The organism is Streptomyces sp. NPDC033221, assembly GCF_055577005.1.
In genome coordinates this window covers 78970-96516 of the sequence record NZ_JBVIQN010000013.1, presented here as the reverse complement: position 1 = coordinate 96516, position 17547 = coordinate 78970, and the positions used below count along the sequence as shown (strand labels likewise).

The window sequence follows — 17547 nt, the reverse complement described above, 5'->3', positions numbered from 1 at the left end:
TCAGGCCCATGCCCGTCGTTCCGCGCTGTGGGGGTCGTCGGCCTGGACCCAGGTGGCGTCGATGCGCATCGTCCTCCGGCGCTCGTTGTCGTACGGGTCCCAGCCGGGGTCGCCGGTCGTGGCGAACCGGACCCAGCTGCCGTGCATCCGCGCGGCGAGGTCCGCGGGCGGCGCCTCGGGGCCGAGCAGGCCACCGGGCCCCTGCAGCTGGGACAGGTGCGTGCGGTCGAAGACGAACGGGAGCTCCACGGCGTGGGCGGCGCCGAGTGTTCCGTCCAGGGCCTGGGAGCGCCAGGCGAACTCGTAGGCGAAGGTGGTGGCCCCGGGGTGGGCGGCATGTGCGGAGGCCAGCGCCCAGCTGCCCGCGCCGAACAGCGCGTCGCCCAAGATGGCGGACCGCAGCGCGCCGTACGACGCCTCGGGACGTGCTGTGCGGTACGTCGTGACGAGCCGCGCCGGGTCCGGGTGCGCGTCGGACGCCAGCGCGTCGACGTCTGCGGCGGTCGAAGTGGAGTACCGGCCCACCGGGGACAGGTAGAGGTTTCCTTCCTCGGCGTTGGTCCCGATGAGCAGGTCGATGCCGGGCTTGGCTCCGACGGACTGGGCTCCGGCGGACTGAGCCGCGACGGACTCGGCCGGCTGCCTGTCGAGGACCAGCCTGTCGAGGACCAGGCTGAACGGACTGAGGCCGAGCAGCGGGTCGCGGTGCGTCCCGGTCCGCAGGTCGATGCCCGCCAGCCCGGCCGCGGCTTCGACCAGACGCTCGTCGCTGACGTCCGCGAAAGCGCCGGCGTGCGGTTCGACCCCCAGTGCCGCGGCGGCCGCCCGGGTGACGAGGGCGGCCTGCTTGCTCGTGAACGCCCCCAGGCCGCTGCCGCTCTGGACGATTGCCCGGCGGAAGAGGCCCGTGGCCTCGGGGGTGGCGAGGACGCCGCCGACGATGGTCGCCCCGGCCGACTGGCCGAAGAGGGTGACGCGGTCCGGGTCGCCGCCGAAGGCGGCGATGTTCTCCCGTACCCAGCGCAGCGCGGCGACGACATCGAGGAGGCCGCGGTTGGCGGGTGCTCCAGGGAGGTCGAGGAAGCCCGCGATGCCGAGCCGGTAATTCAGGGTGACCAGGACGACGCCGTCGCGGGCGAAGCCGGAGCCGTCGTACAGGGCGGACCGCGTCGAGCCGGCGACGAACCCGCCGCCGTGCACGAACACCATGACGGGCAGGCCGCCGCCCGCGTCCGCCGGCGTCCAGACGTTGACGGTGAGGTAGTCCTCCCCGCGGCTCCAGCCGGTGCCGAAGTAGGGGGTCATGTCCAGGTTGCCCAGGTTGCGTTCGGACTGCGGTGCGTTGGGGCCGGGCGTGGTGGCGTCCCGTACGCCGTCCCAGGGCGCGTGCGGCCGCGGCGGCGCGAACCGTCCGGCGCCGATGGGCGGGGCGGCGTAAGGAATGTTGCGGAAGACGGCCGTTCCGTCCTGGCGCAGGCCGCGGACAGCACCCTGCGTGGTGGTCACGACGGGGGCCGGGTGATGGTGGTGCACCGGATTCGCGGGCATGTCATGTCTTTTCATGTTTGTTCATTGCTTTCGGTGCCTCAGTCCTGCTCGGTGTACGGGGTGAACGGAGCCCAGCCCTTGATGGCGAACGTGTTGCCGTCGCGCACCACCTCCGCGGCGCCGTGGCCGCCCAGATGCGCGGGGATCACCAGGGAGTTGGTGTCGGCGGCCCGGCCCAGTACCTTCCGCCGGGTGGCGCGGGCGCCCGCGGGGTCCTCGCAGAAGCAGCTGTTGGCGTCCGGTTCGAGGATCTGCAACGGGGTGTGCAGCAGGTCGCCGACGAACACCGCGCGGTCCGTGCCGGACGCGAGGGTCAGCACGGAGGAGCCGGGGGTGTGCCCGGGTGCCGCGTCCAGGCGCAGGTTCGCGTCGATTCGGTGGCTGTCCTCCCACAGCTGCGTCAGACCGGCCTCGTGCACGGGGGTCACGCTGTCCTCGAAGACGTTCTGATTTCCGTGGCCGAGCAAGGGGCGGTGGTTGTTGAGAGGGTTCCAGAATGTGAAGTCGTCTTTGGGGATCAAGTATGTGGCGTTGGGGAAGGTGGGAATCCAGTTCCGGTCGTCCAGGTAGGTGTTCCAGCCGACGTGGTCGACATGGAGATGGGTGTTGATGACGATGTCCACGTCCTCGGGCGCGACACCGGCCCGGGCGAGACCGGCCAGGAATCCGGTGTCGAGGTGGCTCCAGACCGGGGAGTACGGGCGCTCCTTGTGGTTGCCCACACCGGTGTCGACCAGGATGGTCTTACCTTCGCTGCGCAGTAGCCAGGTCTGGATCGCGGAATTGACGACGCGGGTGCGTGGGTTCACGAAATCCGGGGACATCCAGGAGGTGTTGTCCTCCCACGCGCTCTCCGGAATGTCGGGGAAGAAGGTGTCCGGCGTCATGCCGACCGGGCCGAAGTATTCCCGGACGCGAGTGATGGTGACATGGCCGAGTTCGATGGTTTCCGTGGTTTGCATGCGGTGCCTTTGCGAATTCGTGGGGTGTCTTGGAACCGTACGAGCGGCACGTGCGCGGGCGGTATCCGTCAGGTGACTGCAGCTGCGTACGCCGCCCGGGCGAGCGGTTCCGCCGCTTGTAATCTGGGCGTGATGAGGCACGGCGGCTCCGGCGCGGGAGCCCACACCCCTGGAGACCCCGTGGACGAGGACACAGCGGCCTCCGGCGCGGTCGTGGAACCGGTGCCGGATGCGGAGAGCGCCCTCGTCGGCCGGGACGCGGAACTGGCGCGCCTCTTCCGTACGGTGGACTCCCGGACGGCGGACCCGGCAGCCGCGGCCGGTCCGGTGCTGGTCCTCACCGGCGACGCGGGGGCGGGCAAGAGCGCGCTGCTGGACGCCGCGGCGCGCCGGGCCGCGGCGAAGGGCGCCCGGGTCCTGCGCGCCGACGGGACCGAGTCGGAGTCGGGCCTCGCGTTCTCCGCCCTGCATCAGTTGCTGCGGCCGGTACGGGCCGATACGGACGCGCTTCCGGAGCGGCAGCGCACGGCGCTCCACGACGCCTTCGGTACGGGGCGGGCCGCAGCGTCACCCGACCCCATGCTGACCGGGCTCGCCGTCCTGAGCCTGCTCTCGGCGCTGGGCGAACAGCGGCCCGTACTCGTCGTACTGGACGACGCGCAATGGTGCGACCGTGCGTCCCTGGACGTCCTGGCCTTCGCCGCCCGGCGGCTGGCGGAAGAACCCGTCACGTTCCTGGTCGGCGCCCGCACCGGTGACCGCCTTCCGGACTTCGGCCGCCACGTATCGGCGCTCGTCCTCGGTCCGCTCGACGACCCGGCGGCCCACCACCTGCTGGACCTCCAACCGCAGCGCCCCACCGGCCGGACCAGGGCCCGCATCCTCGACCAGGCGGGCGGCAACCCGCTGGCGCTGATCGAACTGGCGAGGTCCGCCGCCGAGGCCGGGGACCCGCCGTCCGCGGGCCCGCTGCCGCTCACCGACCATCTGGAGCGGATCTTCGCCGCCCGTCTGCACGGCCTCCCGGCCCGTACCAGGCAGGCGCTGCTCCTCCTGGCCGCCATGGACACCGCCGACTCCGCCCATGCCGGACCGGTCGGCCCGGCCGGCCCGCCGCACGCCGGGGACGATGCCCGGCCGTCGCACACCGGAGACGACACCTGGTTGCCGTACGCCGACGACACCGCCTGGCTGCCCGCCGAGGAAGCCGGGCTCATCCGCCGGACCGGCCGGGACACCCGGTTCCGCCACCCGCTGGTCCGGTCCGCCGTGTACCACGCCGCGCCCTTCGACGCGCGGCGCGACGCCCACCGCGCGCTTGCCGAGATGCTGCGGGGCGCGCCGGACCGCCGTGCCTGGCACCTCGCCGCCGCTTCCGTACGCCCGGACGCGATCGTGTCGGCCGAACTGGAGCAGACCGCCGGCCGGGCCCGCCGCCGCGGCGGTCACGCGGCAGCGGCCAAGGCCCTGCAGCGCGCCGCCGAACTGGCACCACGACGCGAGGACGGCGCCCGGCTGCTGGTCGAAGCCGCCGGGACGGCTGTGTTCACCGGCAATCTCGCCTGGGTCGAGGAACTGGCCGCCGCGGCGCGTGCGCGGACCGACGATCCGGCACTGCTGGCCTCCGCGGCGGCGCACGTCGGCAGGCTGGCGGCGCTGACCGTACGCCATGATGTGGTCTTCTCCCGACTTGCCGATACGGCCGCGGAGTTGGCGGCCACCCAGCCCGCCACGGCGCTCGATCTCCTGGCCGGAGCCGCCGTGGTCCGTTTCTATTCCGGGGAGGAGGGGCAGCGGCAGCGCATCCGGGACGTACTGCGGCTCATCCCTGAGTATGCGTCAGCGCAAGGGCAGGAATCCGCGCAAGGGCAGGCGTCACAAGGCTGGTTGCGCACTTGGGTGCGAGCCGTATCGGACCCGTTCCGTGGCAGGCAGCAACTCGTGGCGGCTCTGTACGAGTCGACCGCCGAGGCGGCCCATCGGCCCGACCGGCTCACCGGTCTCGCGGTCATGGCGTGGCTCCTGGACGAGACCCCGCAGGCCGTGCGCGCCTTCGACGCGGCCTTCGACGGCTGGCAGTCGCACGGCCCGCTGCCGGAGGGGCTGGGCGGTGCCGCGGCCTGGACGTATGTGGAACTGGGCAGGTGGGGGCAGGCCCGCGAGGTGTGCGCCCGTACGGCCGCGGTCGGCGCCGTGACCGGACTCGATCACGCCGTGGCGTGTACGGCGGCGGTGGACGCCGTCGTGCTGGCCTGCCAGGGCGATGCCGCGGCGGCCCGGGGCCGTGCCGAGGACGCGCTCGCCCTGATCGATCCGCTGGAAAGCCGCTCGGTCGCCGTCTATGCCCGGCGCGCGCTCAGCGCCGCCGCGGTCGCGGAAGGCGCGTACGACGATGCGTACGAGCAACTCCGTGCGGCCTTCACGGCAGAGGGCGCGCCCGTCCACTATCACGCCTCCTATCCGGCCCTCGCGGATCTGGCCGCCGCCGCGGTGCGCAGTGGACGGCGTGCGGAGGCCGCCGCGATCGTGGAGCGCTGTGCCCGCACGCTCGGGGACGACGCCTCGCCCCGGCTGCGCGCGCTGATCGGCCGCGCCCGTGGGCTGCTGGCAGCCGCTGCCGACGCCGAGCCGCACTTCCGGGCGGCCCTGGCGGAACCGGCGTTCGAACACTGGCCCTTCGAGCGGGCCCAGGCCCTGCTGGACCTCGCCGAGTGGCTGCGGCGCCGTCGGCGCATCGCGGAGGCGCGAGCGCCGCTCGCCGAAGCCCTGGAGACGTTCCGGCGGTTGGGGGCGCGCCCGTGGATCGAGCGTGCCCGGGCCGAAGCGCGCGCCGCCGGTCTCGACGTGACGGCCGCGGCGCCCGACGCGCTCGCCGAACTGTCGCCGCAACAACAGCAGATCGTCGGCCTCGCGGCCCGTGGGCTGACCAACCGCGAGATCGGCGAAAGGCTTTTCCTCTCCCCGCGCACGGTCGGCTCGCACCTCTACCGAAGCTTCCCGAAGCTGGGCGTCACCGCCCGCTCGCAGTTGCGCGACCTCGTCGAAGGGGCGGGGGGCACACGGCGCTGACCGGTGCTGCGCCGGGCGGGACTCCTCGCGCCGCTCACCGCGCGGGAACTTTGTGGACGGTGGTGTCGTCCGGGTCCAGCCGTCGCCCGTCCGCAGACCGTACTTCCAGTGCGCGGAGACGGTGCCCCTGCCGGCGGTCGACCAACTCCGAGTGCGGTTCTCCGGGGGCGAAGAAGTTCTGTTCGCCCCACTGCCGCAGTGCCACGATGACGGGGAAGAGCGCCTTGCCCTTCGGGGTCAGTACGTATTCGCGGTAGGCGCTGCCGTCCGACGCGGGGACGGATTCCAGGACGCCGCCGGCGACGAGGGTGCGCAGCCGCGCGGTGAGGATGTTCTTCGCCACGCCGAGGCTGCGCTGGAACTCTCCGAAGCGCCGGCTTCCGTCGAAGGCGTCCCGCACGATCAGCAGGGACCACCAGTCGCCGATCGCGTCCACCGACCGGGCCACGGGGCAGTCGCTGTCGTCGAAGCGTGTCCTGGTCACCATGGTTTTTCCCGCACTCTCCACTCTCCTCCACCGTATGACGGTTGCAACATGCTACCGAGAAGGCTACCGTCGCCGTCGTTGGTGGTGGCAAGTTGAAACCAGATGGCGCCGGATGCGCCGGATATGGGGGAACGCTGATGCCCGGAAACGATGAGGCCATCGCGCGACGGGCCGAGGGCGGCAGAAGTGGGACGGGGCACGCGTCCGCCCTGCCCCGTGGCCTAGTCGTCCTGTTCGCCGTCGCCTGCGGGGCCGCGGTGGCCAATGTCTACTTCTCCCAGCCGCTCCTGGTGACCATCGGCCACGACCTCGCCCTGAGCCCGGCCTTGGTCGGCAGCGTGGTCACCCTCACCCACGTCGGCTACGGGCTGGGGCTCTTCTTCCTGGTACCGCTGGGTGACGTGGCCGACCGCAGACGGCTCGTCGTGGCTCAGCTGCTGCTCCTGGTGGCGGCACTGGCCGTGGTGGCCACCGCCCGTACGGCGGCGATCCTGCTCGCGGGCATGGCCGCGACGGGGCTGCTCGCGGTCGTCACACAGACGCTGGTGGCCTTCGCGGCATCACTGGCACCGGACGCCGTGCGCGGACGGGTCGTCGGGCTGGTCACCAGTGGCGTGGTCATCGGCATCCTGCTCGCCCGCACCGCATCCGGACTCATGGCCGATCTCGCCGGCTGGCGCTCCGTATATCTCGCCTCGGCGTCGCTCACCGCTCTGCTCGCTCTGGTCCTGTACCGGGTACTGCCGCGTCACGGTGACGCCCCGCCGGCAACCCTGCGCTACGGGCAGCTCCTGCGCTCCACGCTCACCCTGTTCGTGCGGGAACCACTGCTGCGGCTCCGGGCCCTGTTCGGACTGCTGGTCTTCGCCGCCTTCAGCACCCTGTGGAGCAGTGTCGCGCTGCCGCTCAGCGAGGCCCCGTACTTCCTGTCCCACAGTGCGATCGGGGCGCTGGGGCTGATCGGTGTCGCCGGTGCCCTGGCCGCGACCGCGGCGGGCCGCCTGAACGACCGCGGACTCTCCCGGCGGACCACCGGCATCGCCCTGGCCCTGCTCACCGCCTCGTGGCTGCCCTTGGCGTTCACCCGCGGCTCACTCTGGACCCTGATCGTCGGGGTGATCCTTCTCGACCTCGCCGTGCAGGCGGTCCATGTCACCAACCAGACCCTGATCTACGCGCTGCACCCGGACGCGGGCAGCCGGCTGATCGGCGGATACATGGTTTTCTACTCGACCGGCAGCGCCACCGGCGCCATCGCCGCGACCTCCCTCTACTCGGTGGCGGGCTGGGGTGCCGTATGCGCACTGGGTGCCGCGTTCAGCTGCCTCGGTCTCGTGCTGTGGGCGTTCACCCGCCACGCGGCGCCGGGTCCCGCCGTTACGGGGGCCTCCCGCGGCCAGGCCTGAACGTTCCCGCCGAGCGCAGCGTGACGGCAGCGCCATGCGGACCGGGCTCACGTACGATCCACTCGGCCGCCGGAACGACCGGCACCGGACGAGGGAACGCGATGACGAGAACGGGAAGCGGCGGCCGCGGCAAGGCGTCGCGGCCCCTGGCGGTCTTCGACCTGGACGGCACACTCGCCGACACCGGACACCGCCAGCACTTCCTGGAGCGCCGGCCGCGCGACTGGAAGGGCTTCTTCGCCGCCGCGTTGGACGACCCGCCGCTCACGCCGGGCGTGGAACTGGCCCGGAAGAGCGCCGAGGAGTGCGAGGTCGTCTACCTGACCGGCCGCCCCGAGCGCTGCCGCCGCGACACGCTGGCCTGGCTCGGACGGCACGGCTTGCCGGAAGGGCGGCTCTACATGCGTCCGAACGAGGACCGGCGCCCCGCCCGGTACACCAAGCTGGAGCTGCTGCGCCGCCTGGCGGGCAGCCGCGAGGTGCGCCATGTCGTGGACGACGACGAACTGGTCTGCGACGCCTGCGAGCAAGCGGGCTTCCCGGCCGTACGGGCCCGCTGGGCGATTCCTTCGACGGATCTGAGGGACGCCCAGGAGCGCGAGGGGCGTACCTGAGCCGGCAGGGCCCCGTACCTTTCCGGCGTACGCCGTCGTTCCGCGCGAACAGCCGTGCAGCCGTGCAGCCGTGCAGCCGTGCAGCCGTGCAGCCGTGCAGCCGCGCGACCCCGCAGCCGTCACCCCTCGAAGCGGAAGCCCCGGGCAGCCCCTGCCGCGTCGATGCCCTGGGCCCGGCCGGGGACCTCGTGGACGGCGGTGATGCCCTCCGCCAGGAGGTGGCCGGCGCCGGCGGAGTCGCGTATCAGTGCCGCGTAGGCGAAGATCTCGGCGTCCGGGACGCGTTTCGCGCGTTCCCGGCTCTGGCGGAGCAGGACGGGCACACGCGGCGCGAACCGCAGCGCGGTGACCGGTACGCCGAACTTCCGCGCGAGGGTCACCAGCCGTTCGCGCCCCCTGGGCAAGGCGTTCGTCGCGTCGATCAGTACGGTGCGGCCTTCCTCCAGCCGCTCGGCGACCCTGCGGTCGCGCTCCTGGAAGACCTGCGCGTCGACCGGCCCCCGGACGACGCCGGGCCCGAACAGTTCCTCGGCGATGGTGTCGCTGGACACCACGGCGTCGGCGGGCAGTCTGCCCTGGGCGACCAGTTCCCCGGCGAAGGTGCTCTTCCCCGCGGCCGGCGCCCCGACGAGCAGCACCAGTCCGGCGGGGACCACCACGGGAGTCTCCATCGCGCCATCATCCACCGCCGTCCCGCCGGGGTGAACGGGGGCGGGGGAGGGAGGAGCGCGGCTGCCGTGCTGTTGAGGAGGTGCGGGCCGCGTGGTACCAACCCGTGGGAGGGTTGGCGCCGGAACCGGTGTGCGGGCTGAGGCGTACTGCGGCTCCGGCTGGTGACGGCTCGTCAGGACGCGGGAAGGGACGGACGGTGGACGGTACGACCACGGGCGTGGCCCAGGTGGACGGTCTGCGGCTGCACTACACCCGGGCGGGCTCCGGCCCGCTGGTGGTGCTGCTGCACGGCTGGCCGCAGACCTCCCGGTGCTGGCGGCCGGTCCTCGGCGAGCTGGCCCGCGACTACACCGTCGTCGCGCCCGATCTGCGCGGTTACGGCCGCAGCGACAAGCCCGCGACCGGTTACGACAAGCGGCGGATGGCCGCCGACATGGCCGGTCTTGTCGAGTCGCTGGGGTTTGAACAGGCGGCTGTCGTGGGGCATGACCGGGGCGCGCGGGTGGCTCACCGCTGGGCCCTGGACCGGCCCGAACAGATCGAGCGGATCGCGGTCCTGGACATCGTGCCGACGCGGGAGATGCTCCGCCGGATGGACGCCACGATCGCCGCCGGGTACTGGCACTGGTTCTTCCACCTCCAGCCCGACCTGCCCGAACGGCTGGTCGCTCCGGACGTCCGCGGCTACCTGGAGTACTTCTTCGAGCGCTGGACCCACAACCGGCATGCGCTGACCGACGAGGCCGTGGACGCGTATGTGGCGGCGTTCTCCCGCCCCGGCGCGCTGCGGGCGGGCTTCGACGATTACCGGGCCGCGGAGGACGACACCGCCCTGGACGACGCGGACTTCGCCGAAGGGCGGCTGCTGACCGTGCCCGTACTGGCCCTGTGGGGATCGGCCGGCCTGCCCGCGCAGCTGCCGACGCTGGACATCTGGCGCGACCATTCCGCCGATCCGGACCAGGTGACCGGCGCGGAGATCGCCGAGTGCGGTCACTTCATCGCGGAGGAGGCGCCGGAAGCGCTGCTCGCGCACCTGCGGGACTTCCTGCCGAAGGCCGGCTGAAACCCGTACACGCCCGGCCCGCCTGACGGCCCGGGGCCCGTCAACAGACCCGCCCACTGACCAGTAGCGCGGTGTGCGGCAGTACGAGCGTCCCGTCAGGTCCCGCGAACTCCGTGCACAGGGTGTCGTACTGACGCCTGATCTCCGCGATGTCCGCGGGCGGCCGGCTCACCACGATCCGGCCGATCGTCGCCACTCCGGCGGCGGGCCCGCTCCACCACTCGTCGGCGGTGGCCCGGTGTTCCCAGGTGAGCGTCGTGCAGCGGGCCTCCGCGAGCCCGGCATCGCGCAGCAGGCGGGTGAAGCCCGCTTCGGTACGGGGGAAGTCGTCCTCGGGCGCGAGCGTGGGCAGGTGCGCGGGGCGGGTGACGCCGGCGGCCTGGAGGGCGCGCCCGAGCAGGGCCTGGCCGGGCGCCGGTGGGGCCGCCCAGATGGTGAGAGCGACCCGGGCGCCGGGGCGCGCTACGCGGCGCAGCTCGGCGAGTGCCGCGCCCGGGCACCCGACGTGGTTGAGCACGAAGTTGCCCACCACGGCATCGAACCGGGCGTCGGCGAAGGGCAGGCGGGGCAGGGCGGCGACGCACACGTCCGCGCCCGGCGCGGCTGCGGCCGCACGGGTGGCCATGCCGGGTTCGGCGTCGACGGCCGTCACCATGGCGCCCCGCTCGCCGGCGGCGCGGGCCGCGGTGCCGGTGCCCGTCCCGGCGTCGAGTACGCGCAGGCCGGTCGCCACCCCTGCCGCGTCGAGCAGGGCGGGCACGGGGTGGGCGCAGAGCGCGGCGAAGCTCCGTTCGTACGCCTCCGCGCGACCGGCCCAGGCGGGGCGCTCGGCGTCGTCGAAGGCGGTGCGGGGTGGCCTGGACATCACGCCCTTTCCGCAGTTCGGGGCGGTGGCCCGGCGAACGGCGGGCGGCCTCCCGGTGTACGGCACGGCGGTCCTCGCCGGCCGTGCGGCCCGGCATCCGCATGAAAGCGGACGATCCGCCTCCGGAACTTGTCATAGACACGGAGACCCTATTGGATCAGGGACGCGAGGTGCGTACTATGCGCCATAGTTGATCAATCAAAGACCGGCATGTCTGTTTCCGTATCCGGCCGAGTGTGCCATGACGCTGCTGAGAGGTGGTCAGGAGTGGGACCCGAGCTGACCGTTCCGCCGACCTACTCGCCCATCCCGCCCGCCGTCCACCCCCGGCACGCGGAGATCGAGGCCCGGACAACCGCTTGGGCGAATCGTTTCTCCATAGGCTCCGACGAGCTGCGCGCACGCCTGGTCACCCATGGGATCGGCGGCTTCTCCGCCCGTATCCTGCCCGACGGCCGCGAGGAGGTCGTCTCCCTCCTCGCCGACTTCGTCCTGTGGCTCTTCGGCGTCGACGACGGGTACTGCGAGGAGAGCGACCTCGGCCACGACCCGGGCGAACTGACCGGCGTACTGCACCGGCTGCTGCGCGTTGCACAGAACCCCGAGGCCCCCATCCTGCCGGGCGACAGCCTCGCCGAGGGCGTCCGCGACCTCCGGCGCCGCGTCTCCCGCCACGGCACCGCGGGCCAGGCCGCCCGCTGGATCGACGCCCTGCGCGAGTACTTCTTCTCCGTGGTGTGGGAGGCCTCCTACCGGCGCTCGGGCGCCGTGCCGAGCCTGCCCGACTACACCCTGATGCGCCTGTACGACGGGGCGACCTCGGTCGTCCTGCCGATGCTGGAGATGGGGCACGGCTACGAACTCCAGCCGCACGAGCGCGAGCACACGTCCGTGCGCGCGGCGGCCGAGATGGCCTCCTTCATCATCACCTGGGACAACGACATCTTCTCCCACCACAAGGAGAGCCGGGGGCCGGGCTACTACCTCAACGTGCTGCGCGTCCTGCAGAACGAGTACGGCATATCCCAGGACGAGGCCCTGACCACGGCGATAGCCCAGCGGGACCGCGTGATGACGCTGTTCATGCGGCTGAGCGCGCACCTGCGGCAGCAGGCCAGTCCGCAGCTGCGCCAGTACCTGCACAATCTGGGCACCTTCATCCGCGGGTCACAGGACTGGGGCATCACCTCCCTGCGCTACACCACCCCGGACGACCCGGCCCGGCTGCCGTCGACGCTGCGTTCCACGCCCACCGACGACAGCCACGCACCGCTGGACATCCCCGTCATCTCCTGGTGGTGGGACCTGGTACCGGCCGTCCACACCCCGGCGCCCGAAGAAGCGGACGACGGCGCGCGCACGCACGCGTGGGTGGTGCAGCCCACCGGCTGACACCGCCCGGCCAGGACACTCCGCGGAACGGCTGGACACATCACTCTGCCGGGTCGTCCGGGCGGTCACCGAGCCTGTTACGGCCGGTCAGCGACCGCTGGAGACGGGTGAGTGTGCCGCTCGGCGACCGCTTGCGCAGGGCGGCGCGCGCCGCGTTGGCGCCGGGCGCGCCGTGCACGCCGCCGCCCGGATGCGCTCCGGCCGAGGCCAGGAACAGGCCCTTGACCGGCGTCTCCGGGCGCCCGGTGCCCGGCACCGGCCGGAAGACGAGCTGCTGGTGCATGGCGGTCGTACCGCCGTTGATGGCACCGCCGTGCAGATTGGCGTCGAGCGCCTGGAGCGTGGGCGGCGCGAGGATGCGGCGGGCCCGTACCCGGGCGCGGAAGCCCGGCGCGTACCGCTCCACCTGTTCCTCCACCCGGTCCGCCATCGCCTCCTGCTCGCCGGGGCTCCAGGTGCCGGTGATGCCGGCGTCCCCGGCGTCCGCGCGGATGTCGTGCGGTACGTGGGTGTACGCCCACGCCGACTCGGTCCCGGCCGGTGAGCGGGTGGCGTCGGACGTGGTCATCTGGCCGAAGAGGGCGAACGGCCGGTCCGGTACCCGGCCCGCCGCGAGCTGCGCGGCGAACCGCGTCAGCTCGTCCACGCCATCGGCCAGATGCACGGTGCCGGCGCCCGCCGCCTCCGGGGCCGTCCACGGCACCGGGCCGTCCAGCGCCCAGTCGACCTTGAACGTCGCGAAATCCCACTGGAAACGGCGCAGGTCCGCCAGCAGCCGTGCGGGCAGGTGCCGGCGGTCCACCAGGTCGCCGTAGAGGGACGGTACGGAGACGTCGGCCAGCACGGCCCGGCCCGCCGGCACCGACTCGCCGCCCGCGGTACGCACCCCCACGGCGCGGCCCGCCCGTACGACGACCTCGGTGACGCGTTCGCCGCAGCGCAGCACACCGCCGCGCGACTCCAGCCGCCGTACCAGGGCCTCGGTCAGCGCGCCCGCGCCGCCGACCGGCACGGGGAAGCCGTACGACTGGCCCAGCATGGACATCAGCCACCCGAAGCCGCCGCTGCCCGCCGCCTCCGGCGCCAGGTCGGCGTGCAGGGCGTTGCCCGCGAGCAGCAGACGGCCGCCCTCGCCGCCGAACTCCTCCTCGCCCAGCCGCCGTACCGGCAGCACCAGCGTGCGGGCCAGCCGCAGGCCGCCCGCGCTGCGCAGCCGGGCGGCGAGCCGGGCCGTGGCCCGTACCGGCGGGAACGGCGTGAACAGGGCGCCCAGGATGTCCGGGCCCACCCGGTCCCAGACCTCGCAGAGCCGCCGCCAGGCGTCGCCGTCGCCCGCGGCGAAGCGGTTCAGCCCGTCGGCGGTGGCCGGCCGCCGGCGTTCCAGCACCGCGCACCGGCCATCGGTCAGCGGATGCGCGAGGACCCGCGGCGCATGGCTCCAGCGCAGCCCGTGGTCGTCGAGGCGGAGCGCGGCGAGCACGGGGGAGGCGGCGGCCAGCGGGTAGAAGGAGCTGGCCAGGTCGTTGACGAAATCGGGGTGGACGCCACGGTCGCTGCGGACCGCGCCGCCCGCTTCGGGCTGCGCCTCCAGGACCTCCACGCTCCAGCCCGCGTCGACCAGCAGGTTGGCTGCCACCAGCCCGTTCGGGCCGGCGCCGATCACCACCGCGTCCGGCATCTCAGAACGCCCCGCTCGGCTGCCGCCGGGGCCTGCCGCCCTCCACGACCTTGGCCAGTCTGCCGAGCATGCTGCGGTGCCGGATCTGGAGCAGGGCGTCCAGCACGGCGTTGTGCAGCAGCCCGCCGGGCCCGCGCAGCGGGTGTTCGTCCATGATGATGAGGCTGTGCTCGCCCCAGGGGCGGATCTCGGCGGCGATCCGCGCGCTGCCCAGGGCGCCGCTCTCGATCTCCAGCTCCAGTTCCCTGGGCGGCTCGACTCGCCGGACAATGGTCCGGCCGCTCAGCGACCACGGACCCACGCGCACGCTGTACGCGATCGAGGAGCCCAGCTCCGGCCAGTCGCCCTCGGCCGGCTCCGACCGGTAGGGGCCGACCACCCACTCCTGGTAGCGGGCGCCGTCGGCGAGCACCGCCCACACCGCGGCGGGGGGACTCTTGATCAGTTGATGTCTTACCGCCATGCGGTCTCCAACGTCAGGAGGGAGCCGGCCGCCGGTCTGGGCCGGTCCGGCCGTTTCGGCCTTCGGGACCACGACCGTGTGCCCGTGACGGGCAGTACGACACCAGCCGGGCGGGTTTCGTGCCGGGCCCCGGTGGCGACCCGGCGTTACGTTGCAGAAGTCCGGACCCGGGTACCCGCCGTCCGCCCCCGCCCACCGACCGGCACCGTACGCAGCCCGTGGAGGCCCGACCATGAGCCACGACCTTCCCCTGCGCGGACGCACCGCCGTCGTCACCGGCGCCGCGCGCGGCCTGGGCGCGCACATGGCGCGTTCACTCGTACGGCGGGGAGCCCATGTGGCGCTGCTCGGACTGGAGGAGGATGAACTGGAGCGGGTCGCGGCCGGCCTGCCGGGGCACGCCGCGCACTGGCCGGTGGATGTCACCGACGAGGACGCGATGGACCGCGCCGCCGCGCTCGTGGAGCGCCGCTTCGGCCCGCCGTCCGTCGTCGTCGCCAACGCCGGGGTGGTGGCGGGCGGCCCCTTCCTCGACACCGACCCGGCCGTCTGGCGGCGCGTCGTCGAGGTCAACCTGATCGGCAGCGCGGTGACGGCTCGCGCCTTCCTGCCCGCGCTTCTGCGCACCGGGGGCTACTTCCTCCAGGTCGCCTCCCTCGCGGCCATCGGCCCGGCGCCGATGCTGTCCGCGTACTGCGCCTCGAAGTCCGGCGTGGAGACCTTCGCGCAGGTGCTGCGTGCCGAGCTGGCGCACCGCGGGGTGGGTGTCGGTACCGCGTACCTCAGCTGGGCGGACACCGAGATGGTCCGGGCCTCCGACCGCCGGACGGTGATGCGGGAACTGCGCGCCCACCTGCCGTGGCCCGCGTCGAAGACCTATGACGCCGGGCCGGTGGCCGACCGAATGGTCCGCGGCATCGAACGGCGGGCCGCGACGGTCTACGCGCAGCCGTGGCTGCGCGCGGGCCAGGCGGTGCGGGCCGTTCTGCCGGGGATCGTGACCGAGGGTTCCCGCCGCGCGTTCCTGCGCCTCGCGGGCCGCGCCGACCTCACGGCGACGGGCCTGCTCGGGGCGGGCGGCCGGGCGGCCGAGGCTTCCGGCGACCCCCGTTTCTGACCGTTCGGAGTACAGGGGAGAGCACGGCCGTTCGGCGCAACCGGCGCGGCAGCTGGACCGCACCCGGGACAGGCTCGGGGCATGGACCAAGCATCGGCTCCCCGGGCGCGGCTCGGGCTCGTCTTCCTGCTGTCGGCGGCCGGGATCGCCGCTGCCCTCACCCCCGGCGCCGCGGCCCAGGACCGTACGGGCGCCAAGGCTCCCGCCGCCGCGGAGTCCGGCCGTACGGTCTCCGCCTGGCTGCCCTACTGGGGCGACACCCAGGGCGCCTACCGCAACGCCCTCCAGCACGCCGCGCAACTGCACACCGTCAGCCCGTTCTGGTACCGCGCCACCTCCGCCACCACCATCAAGAGCCAGCACGGCGCGGGGGACAAGCGGGTCATCGCGGGCCTGCGCCAGGCCGGCATCAAGGTCGTGCCCACCGTCAACGAGTCCATGGACGCCTCCGCGATGGCCGCCCTGCTGCACGACCGGACCCGCCGCGGCGCGCACGTCGCGGCGCTGCTGCGGCTGGTGGCCTCGCGGGCGTACGACGGCGTCGACCTGGACTACGAGACGATGGCGACCACCGGAACCGCCCGGACACGGGAGCGTGTACGCACCGGTTACGCGCTGTTCGCCGACGAGTTGTGCGCCAAGCTGCACGCCAAGGGCAAGAGCTGCGTCATCACGGTCATGGCCCGCACCGGCACCTCCGGGAAGGCCTACGACTACGCGCGCCTCGGCAAGGCCGCCGACCGCGTCCGGATCATGGGCTACGACCTGCACTGGGCCGAGGGCTCGCCGGGGCCGCTGTCCTCGCTCGCCTGGTACGAGGAGTTCCTGCGGTACGCCACCCGCACCGTGCCGCGCGACAAGCTCGAAGTGGCCTTCCCCGGGTACGGCTGGGACTGGACCCAGGGCGTCAAGGGCCGCGCCAAGCACCTGACCTGGAAGGAGGCGGAGGCGCTGCGCCGCCGCAAGGGCGCCGCCTACCGCTTCGACGCGAAGTCCGGCACACCGCACTTCACGTACCGGGTGGGCCGGGCCGTGCACCACGTCTGGTACCAGGACGCGCGCGGTGTCGCCGCGCACCTGCCGCTGCTGAGGAAGTACGGCGTACGGAACGCCGGACTATGGGCGCTCGGTTTCGAGGACCCGCGGTTCTGGCAGGTGCTGCGCGGAGAGTAGCCGCAGCGCCGCCTCGGATGGCGACCCGGCCCGCGCGGTGAACATCAGCAGGCTCTGCCCGGAACCGTCCGGCGTCTGCAGCATCTCGAAGTCCAGCTCCATGGCGCCCACCAGCGGGTGGTGGAAGCTCTTGACGCCGAAGCTGCAGTTGCTGACCGCGTGCCGCGACCACAGGGTGCTGAACTCGGTGCTCTTCATGGACAGCTCGCCGATCAGCTCGGCCAGCTGCTGGTCGTCCGGGTGTGCCCCGGCCGCCATGCGCAGCGCGGCGACGGCCCGCCGGGTCTCCGTCTCGCGGTCCGGGTACAGCTCGCGGGTGTGCGGGTCGAGGAACAGCAGCCGCTGGGTGTTGGGGCGGTCCAGCGGCCGTCCGGGGCTGTCGGAGTCCAGGTGTCCGGCCACCAGCGCGTGCCCCGGCCGGTTCCACGCCAGCACCTCGAAGCGGCGGCCGAGCGCCAGGGCGGGCACCTCGCCGAGGGCGGCGAGCAGTTGGAGCGTGCCGGTGCGGGCCCGCTCGGGCCGTACGGCGGGACGGCGCCGGGCCCGGGCCGGGCGGGCGAGGTCGCGCAGGTGGGCGCGTTCGTCGGCGGTCAGCCGCAGGGCGCGGGCGAGTGCGTCGAGGACGCCGTCCGAGGCGTTGTGGCTCTGGCCCTGTTCGAGCCGCGTGTAGTACGCGACACTGACGCCCGCCAGTTGTGCCAGCTCCTCGCGGCGCAGGCCCGGTACGCGGCGCCGCGCGCCGTAGGAGACCAGGCCGACGTCCTCCGGCTGGAGGCGGGCGCGGCGGGTCTTGAGGAAGTTGCCCAGCTCGGCGGGTGTGTCCATACCGGTCAGTGTCGTCCACCGGGGCGCGTCGTGCCTGACCCTGGCAGTACCAGGTTCCGGGCGAGGCCGGTGCCGGGCCGAGGGGACGCCCGTACCGGGCTGCGGGATGCCGGTGTCCGGCTCCGGGCGATCGGCTGTTCCCTCCGGGATACCGACCGCTTAGTATGCCGAGGGTCGCGGGGTCCGGCATCCCGCGCTCCCCGCGTACCC

At 73.4% G+C, this 17547-nt stretch carries 15 protein-coding genes; 7 read left to right on the top strand and 8 right to left on the bottom strand.

Annotation, left to right across the window (positions count from 1 at the left end; translation table 11 throughout):
* The gene (locus tag ACZ53K_RS19210; RefSeq protein ID WP_468837732.1) at positions 1-1548 is read right to left on the bottom strand and encodes a carboxylesterase/lipase family protein; all 1548 of its coding nucleotides are present in this window, start codon (positions 1546-1548) and stop codon (positions 1-3) included.
* 38 nt (positions 1549-1586) lie between these two features.
* A complete protein-coding gene (locus tag ACZ53K_RS19205) occupies positions 1587-2510 on the bottom strand; it encodes an MBL fold metallo-hydrolase (protein WP_468837729.1) in 924 nt (307 codons plus the stop codon).
* Positions 2511-2690: 180 nt separating this feature from the next.
* Between ACZ53K_RS19205 and ACZ53K_RS19200 the strand changes: the two genes are divergently transcribed.
* Entirely contained in the window at positions 2691-5579 is a 2889-nt protein-coding gene (locus ACZ53K_RS19200) for a helix-turn-helix transcriptional regulator (protein WP_468837726.1), read from the top strand.
* A 34-nt stretch (positions 5580-5613) separates the two neighbouring features.
* On the opposite strand, the gene ACZ53K_RS19195 is transcribed toward ACZ53K_RS19200, so the two are convergent.
* Positions 5614-6066, bottom strand: a complete 453-nt coding sequence (locus tag ACZ53K_RS19195; RefSeq protein WP_468837723.1) for a winged helix-turn-helix transcriptional regulator — start codon at positions 6064-6066, stop codon at positions 5614-5616.
* Positions 6067-6203: 137 nt separating this feature from the next.
* Between ACZ53K_RS19195 and ACZ53K_RS19190 the strand changes: the two genes are divergently transcribed.
* Positions 6204-7472 carry an MFS transporter gene (locus ACZ53K_RS19190; RefSeq protein WP_468837720.1) on the top strand — a complete coding sequence of 423 codons (1269 nt, stop codon included), beginning with the start codon at positions 6204-6206 and terminating at the stop codon, positions 7470-7472.
* 101 nt (positions 7473-7573) lie between these two features.
* Positions 7574-8086, top strand: a complete 513-nt coding sequence (locus tag ACZ53K_RS19185) for a phosphatase domain-containing protein (protein WP_468837717.1) — start codon at positions 7574-7576, stop codon at positions 8084-8086.
* 119 nt (positions 8087-8205) lie between these two features.
* On the opposite strand, the gene ACZ53K_RS19180 is transcribed toward ACZ53K_RS19185, so the two are convergent.
* On the bottom strand, positions 8206-8757 hold the full coding sequence (locus tag ACZ53K_RS19180) for an AAA family ATPase (RefSeq protein ID WP_468837715.1): 552 nt from the start codon (positions 8755-8757) through the stop codon (positions 8206-8208).
* 197 nt (positions 8758-8954) lie between these two features.
* Between ACZ53K_RS19180 and ACZ53K_RS19175 the strand changes: the two genes are divergently transcribed.
* Positions 8955-9824, top strand: a complete 870-nt coding sequence (locus ACZ53K_RS19175) for an alpha/beta fold hydrolase (RefSeq protein WP_468837712.1) — start codon at positions 8955-8957, stop codon at positions 9822-9824.
* Positions 9825-9864: 40 nt separating this feature from the next.
* Here the strand turns inward: ACZ53K_RS19175 and ACZ53K_RS19170 are convergent, their stop codons facing one another.
* Positions 9865-10689, bottom strand: coding sequence for a class I SAM-dependent methyltransferase (locus ACZ53K_RS19170; protein WP_468837709.1), 825 nt, complete (start codon positions 10687-10689; stop codon positions 9865-9867).
* 267 nt (positions 10690-10956) lie between these two features.
* On the opposite strand from ACZ53K_RS19170, the gene ACZ53K_RS19165 reads away from it, so the two are divergent.
* A complete protein-coding gene (locus tag ACZ53K_RS19165; RefSeq protein WP_468837707.1) occupies positions 10957-12081 on the top strand; it encodes a selina-4(15),7(11)-diene synthase in 1125 nt (374 codons plus the stop codon).
* Between the two features lie 40 nt (positions 12082-12121).
* On the opposite strand, the gene ACZ53K_RS19160 is transcribed toward ACZ53K_RS19165, so the two are convergent.
* Both ACZ53K_RS19160 and ACZ53K_RS19155 read right to left on the bottom strand, forming a co-directional pair.
* On the bottom strand, positions 12122-13759 hold the full coding sequence (locus tag ACZ53K_RS19160; protein ID WP_468837704.1) for a phytoene desaturase family protein: 1638 nt from the start codon (positions 13757-13759) through the stop codon (positions 12122-12124).
* A gap of 1 nt (position 13760) precedes the next feature.
* Positions 13761-14222, bottom strand: coding sequence for an SRPBCC family protein (locus tag ACZ53K_RS19155; RefSeq protein ID WP_468837701.1), 462 nt, complete (start codon positions 14220-14222; stop codon positions 13761-13763).
* 232 nt (positions 14223-14454) lie between these two features.
* Here ACZ53K_RS19155 and ACZ53K_RS19150 point away from each other — a divergent pair, with 232 nt between their 5' ends.
* Complete coding sequence (locus ACZ53K_RS19150; RefSeq protein WP_468837698.1) at positions 14455-15339, top strand: SDR family oxidoreductase; 885 nt, start codon at positions 14455-14457, stop codon at positions 15337-15339.
* A gap of 81 nt (positions 15340-15420) precedes the next feature.
* Positions 15421-16512: a glycosyl hydrolase family 18 protein gene (locus tag ACZ53K_RS19145; RefSeq protein ID WP_468837695.1), complete on the top strand. Its 1092-nt coding sequence runs from the start codon at positions 15421-15423 to the stop codon at positions 16510-16512.
* On the opposite strand, the gene ACZ53K_RS19140 is transcribed toward ACZ53K_RS19145, so the two are convergent.
* Positions 16456-17337, bottom strand: coding sequence for a helix-turn-helix domain-containing protein (locus tag ACZ53K_RS19140; RefSeq protein WP_468837692.1), 882 nt, complete (start codon positions 17335-17337; stop codon positions 16456-16458). The two genes, ACZ53K_RS19145 and ACZ53K_RS19140, sit on opposite strands and share 57 nt — an antisense overlap.
* Between the last annotated feature and the right edge of the window lie 210 nt (positions 17338-17547).

Excerpts from the sequence above, each read along its gene's own strand:
- ACZ53K_RS19210 (WP_468837732.1), bottom strand. The coding sequence starts at position 1,548 with ATGCCCGCGAATCCGGTGCACCACCATCACCCGGCCCCCGTCGTGACC.
- ACZ53K_RS19205 (WP_468837729.1), bottom strand. The coding sequence starts at position 2,510 with ATGCAAACCACGGAAACCATCGAACTCGGCCATGTCACCATCACTCGC.
- ACZ53K_RS19195 (WP_468837723.1), bottom strand. The coding sequence starts at position 6,066 with ATGGTGACCAGGACACGCTTCGACGACAGCGACTGCCCCGTGGCCCGG.
- ACZ53K_RS19190 (WP_468837720.1), top strand. The coding sequence starts at position 6,204 with ATGCCCGGAAACGATGAGGCCATCGCGCGACGGGCCGAGGGCGGCAGA.
- ACZ53K_RS19185 (WP_468837717.1), top strand. The coding sequence starts at position 7,574 with ATGACGAGAACGGGAAGCGGCGGCCGCGGCAAGGCGTCGCGGCCCCTG.
- ACZ53K_RS19180 (WP_468837715.1), bottom strand. The coding sequence starts at position 8,757 with ATGGAGACTCCCGTGGTGGTCCCCGCCGGACTGGTGCTGCTCGTCGGG.
- ACZ53K_RS19170 (WP_468837709.1), bottom strand. The coding sequence starts at position 10,689 with ATGTCCAGGCCACCCCGCACCGCCTTCGACGACGCCGAGCGCCCCGCC.
- ACZ53K_RS19160 (WP_468837704.1), bottom strand. The coding sequence starts at position 13,759 with ATGCCGGACGCGGTGGTGATCGGCGCCGGCCCGAACGGGCTGGTGGCA.
- ACZ53K_RS19155 (WP_468837701.1), bottom strand. The coding sequence starts at position 14,222 with ATGGCGGTAAGACATCAACTGATCAAGAGTCCCCCCGCCGCGGTGTGG.
- ACZ53K_RS19150 (WP_468837698.1), top strand. The coding sequence starts at position 14,455 with ATGAGCCACGACCTTCCCCTGCGCGGACGCACCGCCGTCGTCACCGGC.
- ACZ53K_RS19145 (WP_468837695.1), top strand. The coding sequence starts at position 15,421 with ATGGACCAAGCATCGGCTCCCCGGGCGCGGCTCGGGCTCGTCTTCCTG.
- ACZ53K_RS19140 (WP_468837692.1), bottom strand. The coding sequence starts at position 17,337 with ATGGACACACCCGCCGAGCTGGGCAACTTCCTCAAGACCCGCCGCGCC.